We start from the raw sequence: 14,956 nt of genomic DNA on the forward strand, positions 1-14,956 counted from the left end.
ACTCAAAAAGTTGAAACCCCAAAAAGCGGTGTTTTATTTTTCTCGCCCGCAATTTCCCGAACTAGTTTAGGAACCAAATACCCCGGTAGGTTCGCTAAAACCGCTTTATAAATTTCATCTATGTCCTGCGGTGATCGATCAAAATGATGAGCACCTTTAACTTTGTCTAGGACATGTAAATAGTATGGCATAACTCCTGCATCAAATAAGCGATAGCTTAAATCGACTAAAACGTCGGCAGAATCATTGACCCCTTTGAGTAAAACAGCCTGATTGAGGACTGTAATTTGTTCCTTGACCAGCTTAGAAAGTTGGCTACAAGTGAAATCATCTAATTCTGATGCGTGGTTTGAGTGTACCACTAGAATAATCCGCAGCCTACTGTTTTTTAAAATAGAAATAAACGCATCATTGATCCGATTGGGGATAACAATAGGAACGCGTGAATGAATTCTCAAAAATTTAATTTGTGGAAGTGATTCTAAGCGTTCAATCCAAAGCTGAAGTTTGCGATCAGATAAAGTTAATGGATCGCCACCACTTAAAATCACTTCATTAATATCAGGCTGACTTACTAAATAGTCACGAATATTTGGCCAATCATCTTGTTTAGGTAGGTTTTCTTGATAGGGGAAATGCCTACGGAAGCAATAACGACAGTGAACGGCACATGCGCCTGTGAGCGTTAAAAGAAAGCGTGACTTATATTTGTGTAATACGCCTGGCTGTTGATTGGCTTGCTCTTCACCCAGTGGATCAGTGACAAATCCTTCGTGTTCTTCAAGCTCTAAATGATGCGGGAGAACTTGTAAAAGGAGGGGGTCGAATGCATTACCCAATTGCATTTTTCCGACGAATGCACGAGGTACGCGCAGTTTGAACTGTTTACTGGCCAATAGAGCGCCAGACAAGAGTTGCTCTGGAGAAAGTTGTAATAGCTCAAGCAGTTCTGCTGGATCAGTCACTAAATTGCTCAGTTGGGTTTGCCAGTTTTGCTCTTGGTATAAATAGTTTATCATGCCACGTGCTTGAAATTGTGCTAGATGAATGATCTGATTCTGCTTATATAGGGCTTCAAAAGAAGATCTTTGAGGGTATAGAAGATAAATCTAGATTAAGAATTGTTCGGATTAGAAGCTGTTAGGTTCTCGTCCGAAGTATGGCACAATTCTAATGCGAAGCCTCATGTAGGGGAAGCTTTTCGGGTTTTTTCGAGTATGCGCTAAGCAGCAAACGAATAGTTACGGATTTTTTATGCTGATTTTATTCGTTTTGCGGGCATAGAATGGTAAAATAATAGATACGTGTCTTTTGTATAGGTCACAATAACAACATTTTAAATGGTTTGCATTGTCGTTCTTGTACGTTAATAGATTAAAGTTAGTAAGTTTGGAGTGCGCCAGTCATGGCCTATTTTTCTACGAATGATTTCAAGTCAGGCCTTAAGGTCATGCTTGATGGTAACCCATGTTCAATCATGGAAAACGAATACGTTAAACCAGGTAAGGGCCAAGCCTTCAACCGCGTAAAATTACGTAACCTTAAAACTGGTAAAGTTTTAGAAAAAACATTTAAATCTGGTGAAAGTTTAGAAGCAGCTGACATTGTAGAAGTAGAAATGGAATACTTGTACAACGATGGCGAAATGTGGAACTTCATGGATCCAGTATCATTTGAGCAAATCGCAGCTGACAAAACAGCAATGAGCGATGCTGCTAAATGGTTAAAAGACGATTCTAACGAAAAATGTACAATTATGTTATTCAACGGCGTGCCATTGAACGTAACTGCACCTAACTTCGTTGTACTTCAAATCGTTGAGACTGATCCAGGTGTACGTGGTGATACTTCTGGCGGTGGCGGTAAGCCTGCAAAACTTGAAACAGGTGCAGTAGTACGTGTTCCATTGTTTGTACAACAAGAAGATAAAGTTCGTGTAGACACTCGTACTGGTGACTATTTAGAACGTGCATAATAGCTAATTTTTAGACTATTATCAGAAGGGATGATGAAAAATCATCCCTTTTTTATGGGCGTTTATGCCAAAGTCGTAGAGGAAATCAACAGTCACAGGAGTACAGTTTCACAGGATGAAACAGCAGTACCTCGAACTAGAAAAAATAAGCTGATTTATTTCAACAGAAATGAGGGATTGACATGGAAAATATACAATCGAAGCCAGGCTTGGTTTCGAAAATTGTATGGCTCTTAGTGGCCATTGTAGGTGCAGTATCTTTTGGGATACTGGCCGTTAGCCGTGGAGAGCATGTAAATGCCGTCTGGCTAATTTTAGCAGCAATCTGTGTTTATAGTATTGCATACCGTTTTTATAGTTTATTTATTGCCAACAAAGTATTTGAACTCAATGAGCGCCGTTTAACACCTGCACATCGCTTAAATGATGGTTTGGACTACGTGCCAACTAACAAAGGCGTATTGTTTGGGCATCATTTTGCAGCCATTGCCGGTGCAGGTCCTTTAGTCGGTCCGATCTTAGCAGCACAAATGGGTTATTTACCCGGCACAATTTGGCTTTTGGTTGGTGTGGTCTTGGCGGGTGCAGTTCAAGACTTTTTAGTCTTGTTTATATCTACACGCCGCGATGGTCGCTCACTAGGTGAAATGGCCAAGCAAGAGCTGGGTTCATTTGCCGGCATCATTGTGATGTTGGGCGCTTTGGGTGTGATGATCATCATTCTTGCCGTCTTGGCATTGGTCGTTGTCAAAGCCCTTACGAATAGCCCGTGGGGTGTGTTTAGTATTGCAGCCACTATTCCAATTGCAATTTTTATGGGCATTTATATGCGCTATATCCGCCCAGGGAAAATTGCAGAAGTGTCGATTATTGGTTTTGTACTGATGATGGCAGGCATTATCTATGGTGGTGATGTTGCACAGCATCCGTATTGGGGGCCATTCTTTACACTAACAGGTACTGAGTTGACTTGGTGGCTGATTGGCTATGGTTTTGTGGCTTCTGTATTGCCTGTATGGTTGTTATTGGCACCACGTGACTATTTATCTACGTTCTTAAAAATTGGCGTCATTGCTGGTTTGGCCGTGGGTATTATGGTGGCAATGCCAATGCTGAAAATGCCTTCTGTGACGCATTTTGTCGATGGTACAGGGCCAGTATTCGCAGGCTCGATGTTCCCATTCTTATTTATTACCATTGCTTGCGGTGCAATTTCTGGTTTCCATGCTTTAGTTTCTTCGGGCACCACACCAAAATTGGTTAATAATGAAAAAGATATTCGTGTGATCGGCTATGGCGGCATGCTGATGGAGTCTTTTGTTGCGATTATGGCTATGGTCTGTGCAACGATTCTTGAACCTGGCGTGTATTTTGCCATTAACTCACCAGCTGCTGTACTTGGAACAACTGTTGAAAGCGCGGCTGAAGCAGTACGTACACTTGGTTTTGTGGTAACGCCTGAAGCATTGACGCTACTTGCACAAGAAGTGGGTGAAAACTCAATTCTGTCACGTACAGGTGGTGCACCAACCTTTGCGATTGGTATGGCACACATTATTACGGAAATTTTTAATAACCGTTCAATGATGGCATTCTGGTATCACTTTGCAATTCTGTTTGAAGCATTATTTATTTTAACGGCCGTGGATGCAGGTACGCGTGCATGTCGTTTTATGGTGCAAGACACAGTTGGTATTGTAATTCCTGCAGTGAAAAACTCGCACAATTTCTTTGGTAACTTATTAGGCACAGCTGTCGCAGTTGCAGGCTGGGGCTTCTTTGTTTATCAAGGTGTGGTCGATCCGCTCGGGGGCATTAATAGCTTATGGCCACTGTTTGGTATTGGTAACCAAATTTTGGCAGCCATGGCGCTTATTTTGGGTACGGTTATTCTGTTCAAAATGAAAAAAGAAAAATATGTTTGGGTGACAATCATTCCAACAGTATTCTTATTCGTTACATCAATGACCGCTGGCTGGCAAAAAATCTTCCACGAAAACCCGAAAATTGGTTTCTTGGCGCAGGCAGATCGTTTTAATGCGGCAATAGCAAAAAATGAATTGTTGGCGCCAGCAAAAACTATGGCTGAAATGCATACCGTGGCTTTATCAAATCAAATTAATGCTGCATTGTGCGCATTCTTTATGATTGTGGCGTTCGTGATGTTATTTGCAGCCATTGGTGTGGTACGTCGTGCACTCGCAAATCCACAACCATCTGTGGTTGAGGGTGAAGCTGTGTACCGTGATCCTAAAGACATTGTGGCATCTAATCACCATTAATAAGGAGACAGAGATGAATCTGAAATTTGCAAAAAGTGGCAAAACAGTGATTTATAAAATCATTAAAATGACCATCATGTCGCAAAAGGATTTGATTCTGAATCCAAAAAACTGGTCAAGAATTGCGACTTTGTGGCAACGCTTGCAGCAGAGTTTTCGCTTGATGGTAGGTGTGCCAGATTATCAAAATTATTTGGAACACATGAAGAAGCACCATCCTGATTTGGAAGCCATGGATGCCAAAACCTTTTATCGCTACTGTGTGGATGCTCGCTATCCGACAGCAGGCGGCAATATGAAGAAGTGTCCTTGTTAAGACCACGTTAAATGATAAAAAAGCGCCTTTCGAGGCGCTTTTTTTTGTTCTGCTAAAATACTGTTATATGAATAGGAAAAACACAGAGGCTGTATTGGCGCACGTTATTGATGGGTATTTTTTATATATTTGGCATTAGACAGATAGCTATTGATGTCATTAGATATTAGAAAAATCATTGAGTTATAAGTTTTGCATATTGATGAAAACACGGTATGTTAAAGCCATACCGTTTTTTATTGGGGAATGAAGCGTGTTTTGGGGAAAAGAAAAGACTATTACAGTGCCAAATGAAATGCTGGATGAACAGCAACTTGCGCTGTATTACCCGAAAATTGAAGAATTTCTAACCCAAATTAATCAAATTATTTTAGATAAAAACCAACAAACTAAATTGGCATTGTGTAGCTTACTTGCAGGTGGTCATGTCTTATTTGAAGACTTACCAGGTTTGGGGAAAACCACACTATCAAGCAGTTTGGCGCATTTGGCTGGCTTACAATTTCAGCGCATTCAATTTACCAATGACATGCTCGCGAGTGATGTGATTGGCGTGAATATGTTTAACCAAAAAGAACACCAGTTTGAGTTTAAACAAGGGCCAGTTTTTACCCAAATACTATTGGCGGATGAAATTAACCGTTGTAGTCCAAAAACACAAAGTGCACTTCTTGAAGCGATGGAAGAAGGATTCGTGACAGTCGATGGTGCACGTTATGCTTTGCCTAAGCCATTTTGGGTCATTGCAACACAAAACCCGCTCTTTCAAAGTGGTACTTATGCATTGCCAGAATCACAATTAGACCGTTTTCTCATGCGCTTATCTTTAGGTTATCCATCGCGCCATGCCGAAAAACTACTCTTACAACAAAATACGCGCCAACAATTGATTGCAACTTTGGCTCATGTCTTTGAAGAACAGGACATCTTAATGCTTCAGTCCTTAGTCCATCAGATTTATGTGGGCGATCAAGTTTTGGATTATATTTTGGACTTGGCGGAAGAAAGCCGTAAAGGCCGACATGGATTATCAACTCGAGGGGTATTGGCCTTAAAACGTGCAGCTCAATCGTATGCGCTCATTGAAAAACGATCTTTTGTGATTCCAGATGATGTGCAGGCAGTTTTTACTGCGGTTGCATCGCACCGTATCGGGCTAAATCAGCATGAGGCGGAACTGCTGTTGCAACGTGTGAAGTTAATCTAAGGAGGCAATATTTTGGCGTCCTTATGGCAGAAGTGGCTGACGAAACGCTTTGCATATACAGGTGAGAAAACCCTGACCCAAAAAGATGTCTTGGTGTTTATGTATCAGCAGGGTTATTTATTTTTAGTCCTCATTTTGATTACTTTTGTGGCAGGGGTGAACTATGCCAACAATCTAATTTTAGGCTTTTGCTTTTTAATTAGTGCTGTACTGTGCATGAGTTTTTATCTCACGTTTAAGCAATTACATGGCATGCGTTTGGAAATCAATGTCTCGGAATTGGGCCAAGTTGGGCAAGTGCTTCATTTAGATGTATACATACGCCAAAACCAAGTACTCACGCGCTATCTGTGGATTCGTTGCGAAGATCAACTGTATAAACTGTGTGTAACGGAGCAGAAGCAACAGTTACGCATACCATTGCATGCACCGCAAAGAGGACAATTTCATTATCCGAATATACAGATTTATTCGATTTATCCCTTCGGTTTAGTGCGTGCATGGACCTATTTATATTTAAATAAATCCAGCTGGATTGCACCACAGGCGCTGTCTCCTGAGTTGGAAAATAAACATCATCCACAGCAGTTTGATAAAGAAATGGATGAGTTTCGTGAACTACGGACATTTCGGGAAGGAGATTCCTTACAGGCCGTATCGTGGAAGCAAGTTGCACGTGGGCAGGGGCTATATATCAAAGTGTTTGAGCAGTATTCGGATCAGCATCGTATTGATATTGACTACAATCACATGCCAAGTGCCTCACATGAAGAGAAGCTGAGTATGATGATGGGGTTGGTGGAACAGTGTGAGCAACAGCAACTGAATTATGCTATGTATTTGCCCCATGCTGAATTAAGCAGCGGTTTGGGGGATGCGCAGTTGTACCAAGCTCAACTTTTATTGGCGCAGGCTTAAATTATGGTTGCGTATTCTGTTCGCGTTTCAATGCTCTTAAGTTTGGCTCTGCTACTTATTGCTCAGGCCATGTTTTTACCTGTTGCATTGAGTATTAGCTTTTCTGTGATGTGGATATGCTTATTTTTACGACGCCATCATGTTGATGGTTATTTAAAAAGGCATTGGACTTTTTTACTCACTTTTATTGCTTTATTGAGTATCTATTTTAGTTATCGAAGCTTTATTGGGGTAGAAGCAGGCGTTGCAGTGCTGAGTACATTTTTATTTGCCAAAGCTTTGGAAAGTAAAAATAAGCGCGATCTGATCATTTTATTTAATTTTGCATTATTTGTATCTGCAAGTTCATTTCTGTTCAGTCAATCCTTTGCGATGGCTGTGATCGTCATTTTAAGTTTGCTGAGCTGTTTTACGGGCTTGTACCGTATACAAACCAGCGAGTTCGAGCATCAAAAAACTATAGCTTTAAAACAAGACTTGGCGCATGTGGCTAAGTTTTTATTGTATGCGGTGCCATTTTTTGTGTTGCTCTTTTTGTTTTTCCCACGCTTGCCACCCCTGTGGCATATACCCATTCCCGATGATTCAAGCGTGACAGGTATTAGCGATAGCATGTCGCCGGGAGATATTGCCAAACTATCGCAGTCTAGTGAGTTGGCCTTTCGGGTTATTGGCGATATGAGTCAACTACCCGAACGTCATGAATTATATTGGCGGGCAATGGTGCTGGATCTCTATGATGGACAGCGATGGACCAGTAGTCATTTTAACCAACGTGAAGTTGTACCTAGCCGTTTGCAGGAACTGAGCGCAGATGTGCGCTGGCAATATCAATATTTAGTGGCAGATCCTAGGGTGCAGTGGATTACGGGCTTAGAGCAGTCGATCCCCAATACGCCATCCTATGCATTGGCCATTGATGGACGGATTACGCCACGCCGTATGCTGTTAAAGCCTGAGCCTATATCGCTGAGTTTAATTCAGACCCAAGAGTTAATGCCAATTAGACAAGATGAAGCATTTACTTTGTACCAGCATTTTACCGCAACACAAAAATCAAAAGACCCTCAAGCACAGCAATTGGCACAGAAAATTTATAGTCAGAGTCATCAACAGCCTGCTGTGTATATTCAACATGTATTGCAATGGTATAAACAACAAGGCTTTGCTTACACACTATCACCTGGTGTGCTAGGACAAGATCGTGTAGATGACTTTTTATTCAAGAGCAAACAAGGCTTTTGTGAGCATTATGCTTCGAGCTTTGTGATGCTCATGCGTTATGTAGGTATTCCTGCACGCGTAGTTGTCGGGTATCAGGGTGGGCAGGCTGCACCAGATGGCAAAAGCTGGGAAGTACGCCAACTCGACGCACATGCATGGACCGAAGTTTGGTTAAATGGAAAATGGCATCGGTATGACCCAACCGCAATGATTGCACCACAGCGAATAGACAATGGAATGCAAAATTATATGGGTTCCGATACGCGTGTATTGGGAGATTCTAGTTCTGTTTTAAGTCAACGAAGTTTCGCTATGCTGACGCAATTACGGATTTGGAGTGATTATGCAAGTTACCAATGGCAAAGTAAGGTCGTTGGTTATAATGCTGAAACCCAAAAAAACTGGTTTGGTCGTATTGGTTTAAGTTCAAGTTATGCAGGCGCTATTGCACTCATTATTGGACTACTCGTAATAGCTGGCGTGTATTTTATATGGATTTATTGGCGAGCACGTCAACAAGTGAATGCTTGGCAACGTGCGATTATGAAGTTTGATGCGGATGTTGCACCGCGTTTTAAGAGGCTTCCTACAGAAACCTTTAGTGCGTGGATGTTACGGTTACAAAATCATGTAGATCCAGCCAAGCAAGAAGACTTTAAGGCATTGGCTGACTTATATATTCAGCAGATGTATGCACCCAATGATTTAGAGAAACAAGATGCGCTCGAACAGTTTAAATGCTTGCTTAAAAGATGTGCAAGCATGCTTAAAAAGTTATGAAAAAACTTGTCTAGCCAAATAAAAATGAATATGATGCTTGGACTTCAGGTGTATAGCTCAGTTGGTTAGAGCGCTACGTTGACATCGTAGAGGTCTCCAGTTCGAGTCTGGATATACCTACCATATATATATCAAAGGTTTGCAAGGAATTTCATGTACTTGCAAGCCTTTTTTATTGCCTTTTGCTTGTTGCCATTGTTGCCATTGTTGCGAAATAGACAACAACTAAAACTCAATTTGTGTCATCATTGTGTCAGGATTTGTGTCAAGAAGCGTGCCTAACCCTGTTTGAAAAAACGTGGCGCTCATTTCTTACATAACTTTACATAAATGGTGAGCAGCAATGAAATTACCAAAACCTAGACAGCGTGGCAGCAGTTGGTCAATCTCAATCATGCTGAATGGCAAGCGTGAATATTGCACACGTGACACCGAGCAGGAGTGCTTGCATTGGGCAATGGCGAGATTGATTGAAGCCAACTCCACGCCAAAAGAAGAAATTGAAGCGCAGCGTAAAACTGTGACTACGTTTCACGATCTATTCAATCTTTACTACAAAGCACACGGCAAAGACTCTAAATCTAAAAAATATATTCGTGAGCAGCTAGATTCATTTGAGAAGCGATTTGGCTTACTTGGTCGCAAAGACATTACGCAGATCACGCCGCAGGACTTAACGCACTGGCGCAACAAAAGACAATCCGAAGTGTCGGACGGCACAGTATTAAAAGAAATATCTCTCTATAGTTCCGTGTTTACTTTCGCACAAAAGGAATTGTTTATTTTAGACAGTAATCCATTTTTCAGTCTTAAAAAACCACGTAAGCCAAAACCTAGAAACAGGCGTATTTTGCAGTCTGAAATAGATAAAATTCTTGCTGAATTAAAATATGAAGTTGGTAATGTTCCGCGCACCAGTAGCCAATACGTTGCATGGGCATTTCTATTTGCAATTGAAACAGCTATGCGTCGTGGCGAAATATTGTCAATTCGCAGGGCAAATATATTTAAAGACCATATTCACTTGGCTGATACGAAAAACGGTGAAGAAAGGGATGTGCCACTTACTAAGAAAGCTAGAGAGTTAATGGCGCTGATTCAGCATAATGATGACCGATTAATTCCGCTTACTGAGAATGCATTTAGATTGCAATTTGAGCGTGCAAAGGCGAGGGCAGGTGTTGAAGAAGTCAGATTTCACGACACACGCCATGAAGCGATTACTCGCTTTGTGAATGACCAGAAATTGCCAGTTGAGGTTTTAGCCAAAGTTACTGGCCATAAAACAATTAAAGTTTTGGTGAACACTTACTATAATCCCGACGTCAAGGATATATTGAAAATGCTAGATAGCTAGGCGTTAATTTTTACGCCTAGCTCCACCAGTGGATTTTTTAGCTTTAGGATTTAGGATTTTGTCTGCAATCGCTGCATTGTATAAGCATTTTGTGCTAAATCCTTGATTGTATCCTGCCAGTTTACGTCTAACAGTCTGTGCGCTGATGTTGTATTTAGCTGCAAGTTGTTCAGAACTCAGTAGCACCGTGTCAAGCAACTTCATTTCTTTGACAACGCCACCAAAGACATTTTCACCGACCAAAACCTGTGGCGGCTTGTCTGCCTCAATTGTGATTTGAAATGTTTTCATTTCCCACCCCTTACTGCATTCACAGCATCATCAGACAGACCAAATACTTGACGCAAAGCTGCGACTACTTGTTTGATTTCATCTTCGCTGCGCCATGCTCCGAAATTAAGCTCACTAGGATCAAACCCCCAGTCATGAGTGCAAACTATGTATCCCACTTCTTCTCCATCATTGAGATAAAAGAATTTATCACCATCTTTCGGCTCAAAAGGCGCAGGCACTTCAATTCCATTTATTGTGATGGTGCGAGGTTTTAGGCGGAATTTACCCGTAAAGCAAAGCAATTCACCAACAGTCCATTGAGTTGAATCATGCCAATTCATATCTCCGACTACTTGAAGCTCAACTTCTTCACCATTCGCTAAAGCAATTAATGCTTCTTTACCACTGATTAAATTAGTCATTACCTTGCTCCTGTGCTTCGATCATGGTAGTTTCCAATACGGCTTTAGCGCCCAACTTAACCCCGTGATAAAACCCCTTATTCAAAGCATCTTTAAAATCTTTGGACTTGCCATCCCAGCCATAAATAACTTGGCACTCCTTAAAAAGACCGAGTCCTTGGTTGTGCACTATGGCATCGGGGTGAACTTTCTTGACCAAAACAAACCCTTCCGGCACCGCTTGGGCTTTGGCATCACGCTTCGCACGTAACCACATAGCCCAACCTGTATTCAGCACATTAAACGACAATGCACGATCTTCATCATTTTCATATTCGCTTTTAATTTCATAATCACCAGTGTTTTCATTGAAGTTGAAAAACGGTAGAAGGTGAGAGTGAATAAATGCTGCTTCAAATAGTGGACGCTCTCGCTTCCATTTAGCTTGCTTTTCTTGAATATCCATCACGCCACAATCCTGTATTTTTAATAATCACTTCTAAAATCTGCTCACCGATCCGCTGAATCAATGGCATCGTGACTGAGTTGCCAGCTTGCATATATAAAGCACTATTTGCCATTTTTTCAGGGAAAACCATTTTATCTACAGGGTAACCCTGAAAAGCAAAACACTCTTTTGGGGTCAGTTTGCGTATACCAAAATCATCGACCAATAACGGAACATTATGACCACCTGCCCCCATATTTGCTGTTAAGGTTGGACAAACATTACTTTTATTTTCACGTACATATACACGACGCCACTGATATAAAGTGTCACGAGACGTCATGCTTTCCTTCAATGTCGGGTAATACATGTGATCAGGTTTGTAATAATATTTTTGATCAACTTTTTTAGTTTCTAAAAAATCATGAATAGTTTTTGTTAGTGGAATTGCTTCAGGAAACTGAAACTCGGCATGATTGGGAACTTGAGTTTCATGAAATGCCACAATAAAAATACGTTCACGATTTTGAGGCACATTGGCATGTGTCATACTATTCAGAATTTGAAAATAAACGGCATAACCTAGTTCCTTTAAAGTGTTTTTAATCACTTCAAAAGTGTTTCCTTTATCGTGAGAAACTAAATTTTTAACATTCTCTAAAAAAATTACACGGGGCTGATGTTTCTTTGCAATATCGACAATATCAAAAAATAATGTGCCACGAGTTTCATTAAACCCTTTTTGATTACCCGCAATAGAAAATGCTTGGCAGGGGAATCCACCACATAAAATGTCAAAGCTTTCAGGAATTTTAGCTTTGGTTTCATTTAATGTGATATCGCCTTCAGGATATTCGCCATAGTTTTGAAAATATGTTTCTTTTGCATGTTGGTTCCACTCACTTGAAAAAACACAGTGGCCATCAAGATTTTGTAAAGCCATACGAAAACCACCAACACCTGCAAACAAATCTATAAATTTGAATTTCATTAGGCCACCATTAAATAGTTAAAATTTTTACTACGAGCTACTTCAACTCTTGCTTCGCGCTCTAAGCCGACTAAAAACTCTCGATATCCGTTTAAGTAGCATCCACAAAATTGCTTGAATTTTCGCTGACATGCTTCATTCATCAAATAATCTTGCTGCATTCGGCCTTTGTGGCAGAATATTTTGAGAACACTATCGCCACGACGCATAACCACAGCATCTTTTTTCACTTGTGGCCTGTATCCATCACAGTACAACCAGTAAGTGAATAAGTTTGTAAATCGGCAAGGTAGGCGAGTGATCATGTTGCTACCTCAGCTTGGGTGTTATATCCGATAGCTTTAAACAGTGGGTTCAATGCAGAAATATCTAACTGCTTTTTAGCTCGAGTAGCAGCAACATATAAAAGTCGAGCTTCATCTTCGGTTAGGATTTTTTCACCAGGTGCAGCAGCTTCTTTATAAAAGAAATCACCACCAAGTTTGACCTTGTTAAACTCCAAGCCTTTAGACTTATGAGCTGTGGTCACAATGCAGTCATAATCACTAGAATTACTTTTTAGTAATGAGCTGATTAGAGCTTCTTCACCCACTTTATTGATTAGGCTAACAAGTGCTTTTAAGTCATTTCCAGAGACTTCATTTGTGTATTCAATGACTTCTTCCCAATTGCTAAAGCCTTCAAATACACTTCCATCGTGGACTTTTATTCCAGATTTAACTTTTTTGGCATCTTCAATGTTTTTTAATAAAGAACCTGTATCAACTTCCAAACGTGGTTCACGTCCAATTTTTACCAGCTCAACCATGTTGGAAAGGGCTGCAGCATTGGTGCGATAAATAAATGCATCGGCAACCATATCGGTGACTTCACCAACATTGGAGTCAATTTGTTCAAAACCACGTAATGGAATTTCTTCATCCAAAACATTGAACAAAATTTTATTCGCAAGATCAGCAATGTTTTCACCAAAACGGAATGATTGACTCAAACGTGTTTCAGCAATATCTAATGATTGCATCGCATTGACAGCACCACGAAACGCATAGATTTGCTGGTGACGATCACCCACATAAATGACCTGAGCACGTTGCTTACTCAATACATTTAACATGATTGGATCAGCATCTTGTGCTTCATCAAATAAAATAAAGTCAGCATTAATCACTGGATTGCTCAATGCCCAATATTTTAGGTAATGGTCATGTTCGAGACGGTTAATACCAGCAGGATTTAAAATATCATTCCAGTAATCATGTGCCTTAGGTAAAAGGATATTTGCCAATTCAGCACGATATGTATCATCCATCCAATCAGGTAAAGCAGCGTAAACTTGTGATAGTTGAATTTCGCTGTAATTAGAACGGCAGAAATAACCGACGGCATTCATCATAGATGTGGCCATACGTTTTGAATTAAATAAACGCTTCTGGTCATCCTCACCACGTTGTTTAACCAATGCCACTGGTACTTGATAATTCTCAAGATCATGGCGAGATGCCAATTGGTTTGACATCAAGCGACGATTTTTTAATTTATTGGTCAGCCAGCGTGGAACTGAGTTATAAGCTAGGCTGTGAAATGTTTTGCACTTAACATTATGGTTAAATTTAGACTGTGCTTCTGTTGCAATAGCCTTGTTAAATGCCAAGTACATGCCATGTTGATGATGCTTTGCATTACCAATCAGTTTAAGGGTAGAAGTCTTACCAGCACCGGCGTATGCGGTCACTTTACATGACTGACCATGTAATGCCATATCAATGGCATGTTGTTGTTCAATAGTTGGATTCATCTTTCTATCTCACTATTGGTACCCTCATGTGTGAGGGCACCAGATGCCAAAGTTATGCAGTCAGTTCAGCTGCTTTACGTTCGTAAATTGAATTGATGTTGTCGATTTGAACATCAGATAAGCCAGAAGTGTGGGGTTCAAAACGCTCACCCATAATTTTATTGATGGTTTCAACTTCTGCTGCATCTTCCAGATCAACAATTAATTGAAGATAAAATTTCTGCCAGCCATGAGCATTTTTAATATCAGTTTGAGCTGGTTCACCTAAGTTAGTAGGTACTGTGTTGCTGACTTCTTTTAGCTGTTCCAGTGTTTCAGTCGCATAAATTTGTGCAATTAATGCTGCTGTATCGAACTCGGGTGCCATATCAACAACTTTGTCCTGTTGTTCACGATGTTCTAACTGTGCTTTTAGACCAGATGCACCTTGATGCTTCTTGATATTTGATGGCTCAGGAGTCACATCAATTTCTTTGTCGCGCTCTTCTTCAGCAACCCCAAAACCTTTAAGAATATCCGTGAACTCATCGCGTAATGCATAGCTACGTGCACGCATTTGCATCATACGTCGTGGATATTGAGACCAAGGACCAGCTTTAGAAAGTAAACCTGCACGTTTTGCATCTTCTTTGCTGAATGTTTTGGTAACTGATTTTTGGCCTTTACGTTTAACGATACAAGTTGCCACATCGTCGGTTTGAGTCTCTTCAAACTGCTCAAGCAATCCTGAACTACGAACCAAGGCAAGAACAGCATCACCCCAAAGCGAAGGACGACCATTAATTACTGCAATGTTTTGCATGGCCTGAAGTGGTTGCAAGCCAATTTCAGCACCCCATTGCATAGCAACCAAAATGTTGCCAGGCTTTTTCTGATAGTCCTTTGGGACAATTTCAGAGTTCGCCAATAAATCAGCAATTTGCATTGCTTCTTGAAGGTTAGTAGGAGTTAAAAAGCCAGTGTTTTGAACTAATGCATTCATGATAAAT

At 40.7% G+C, this 14,956-nt stretch carries 15 protein-coding genes and 1 tRNA gene; 8 read left to right on the forward strand and 8 right to left on the reverse strand.

The window, feature by feature from the left end; translation table 11 throughout:
• Positions 1-2: 2 nt before the first annotated feature.
• Positions 3-1,019, reverse strand: coding sequence for an EF-P beta-lysylation protein EpmB (gene epmB / locus HYG93_RS07160; RefSeq protein WP_120366476.1), 1,017 nt, complete (start codon positions 1,017-1,019; stop codon positions 3-5).
• Positions 1,020-1,405: 386 nt separating this feature from the next.
• On the opposite strand from epmB, the gene efp reads away from it, so the two are divergent.
• The 8 genes from efp to HYG93_RS07200 all read left to right on the forward strand — a co-directional run bounded on the left by efp (position 1,406) and on the right by HYG93_RS07200 (position 10,059).
• On the forward strand, positions 1,406-1,975 hold the full coding sequence (gene efp / locus HYG93_RS07165; RefSeq protein ID WP_106984721.1) for an elongation factor P: 570 nt from the start codon (positions 1,406-1,408) through the stop codon (positions 1,973-1,975).
• Between the two features lie 182 nt (positions 1,976-2,157).
• Positions 2,158-4,257, forward strand: a complete 2,100-nt coding sequence (locus tag HYG93_RS07170; protein WP_106984722.1) for a carbon starvation CstA family protein — start codon at positions 2,158-2,160, stop codon at positions 4,255-4,257.
• Positions 4,258-4,270: 13 nt separating this feature from the next.
• Entirely contained in the window at positions 4,271-4,573 is a 303-nt protein-coding gene (locus tag HYG93_RS07175; RefSeq protein ID WP_106984723.1) for a YbdD/YjiX family protein, read from the forward strand.
• A 253-nt stretch (positions 4,574-4,826) separates the two neighbouring features.
• Positions 4,827-5,780, forward strand: a complete 954-nt coding sequence (locus HYG93_RS07180) for an AAA family ATPase (RefSeq protein ID WP_372658708.1) — start codon at positions 4,827-4,829, stop codon at positions 5,778-5,780.
• A gap of 12 nt (positions 5,781-5,792) precedes the next feature.
• The gene (locus HYG93_RS07185; RefSeq protein ID WP_121531621.1) at positions 5,793-6,698 is read left to right on the forward strand and encodes a DUF58 domain-containing protein; all 906 of its coding nucleotides are present in this window, start codon (positions 5,793-5,795) and stop codon (positions 6,696-6,698) included.
• A gap of 3 nt (positions 6,699-6,701) precedes the next feature.
• Positions 6,702-8,702 (forward strand): transglutaminaseTgpA domain-containing protein, encoded by a 2,001-nt coding sequence (locus HYG93_RS07190; protein ID WP_178962123.1) that lies wholly within the window; start codon positions 6,702-6,704, stop codon positions 8,700-8,702.
• Between the two features lie 46 nt (positions 8,703-8,748).
• A tRNA-Val gene (locus HYG93_RS07195) sits at positions 8,749-8,825 on the forward strand.
• Positions 8,826-9,045: 220 nt separating this feature from the next.
• The gene (locus HYG93_RS07200; RefSeq protein ID WP_178962124.1) at positions 9,046-10,059 is read left to right on the forward strand and encodes a site-specific integrase; all 1,014 of its coding nucleotides are present in this window, start codon (positions 9,046-9,048) and stop codon (positions 10,057-10,059) included.
• A gap of 3 nt (positions 10,060-10,062) precedes the next feature.
• Here the strand turns inward: HYG93_RS07200 and HYG93_RS07205 are convergent, their stop codons facing one another.
• Genes HYG93_RS07205 through HYG93_RS07235 form a run of 7 tightly spaced genes read right to left on the reverse strand, consistent with a single transcriptional unit; the run spans position 10,063 to position 14,949 of the window.
• Positions 10,063-10,350 (reverse strand): DNA-binding protein, encoded by a 288-nt coding sequence (locus HYG93_RS07205; protein WP_178962125.1) that lies wholly within the window; start codon positions 10,348-10,350, stop codon positions 10,063-10,065.
• A complete protein-coding gene (locus HYG93_RS07210) occupies positions 10,347-10,754 on the reverse strand; it encodes a hypothetical protein (RefSeq protein ID WP_178962126.1) in 408 nt (135 codons plus the stop codon). The genes HYG93_RS07205 and HYG93_RS07210 overlap by 4 nt, the downstream gene beginning before the upstream one ends.
• Entirely contained in the window at positions 10,747-11,199 is a 453-nt protein-coding gene (locus tag HYG93_RS19355; protein ID WP_256733395.1) for a hypothetical protein, read from the reverse strand. Before HYG93_RS19355 ends, HYG93_RS07210 begins: the two co-directional genes overlap by 8 nt.
• Positions 11,174-12,172, reverse strand: a complete 999-nt coding sequence (locus HYG93_RS07220; RefSeq protein ID WP_178962127.1) for a DNA cytosine methyltransferase — start codon at positions 12,170-12,172, stop codon at positions 11,174-11,176. The genes HYG93_RS19355 and HYG93_RS07220 overlap by 26 nt, the downstream gene beginning before the upstream one ends.
• Positions 12,172-12,477, reverse strand: coding sequence for a hypothetical protein (locus HYG93_RS07225; RefSeq protein ID WP_120366230.1), 306 nt, complete (start codon positions 12,475-12,477; stop codon positions 12,172-12,174). Before HYG93_RS07225 ends, HYG93_RS07220 begins: the two co-directional genes overlap by 1 nt.
• The gene (locus HYG93_RS07230) at positions 12,474-13,967 is read right to left on the reverse strand and encodes a 3'-5' exonuclease (protein WP_178962129.1); all 1,494 of its coding nucleotides are present in this window, start codon (positions 13,965-13,967) and stop codon (positions 12,474-12,476) included. Before HYG93_RS07230 ends, HYG93_RS07225 begins: the two co-directional genes overlap by 4 nt.
• A gap of 52 nt (positions 13,968-14,019) precedes the next feature.
• Positions 14,020-14,949 (reverse strand): transcriptional regulator, encoded by a 930-nt coding sequence (locus HYG93_RS07235; protein ID WP_120364400.1) that lies wholly within the window; start codon positions 14,947-14,949, stop codon positions 14,020-14,022.
• Between the last annotated feature and the right edge of the window lie 7 nt (positions 14,950-14,956).

This window comes from Acinetobacter sp. SwsAc6, assembly GCF_013391565.1.
GTDB classification, from domain to species: domain Bacteria; phylum Pseudomonadota; class Gammaproteobacteria; order Pseudomonadales; family Moraxellaceae; genus Acinetobacter; species Acinetobacter cumulans.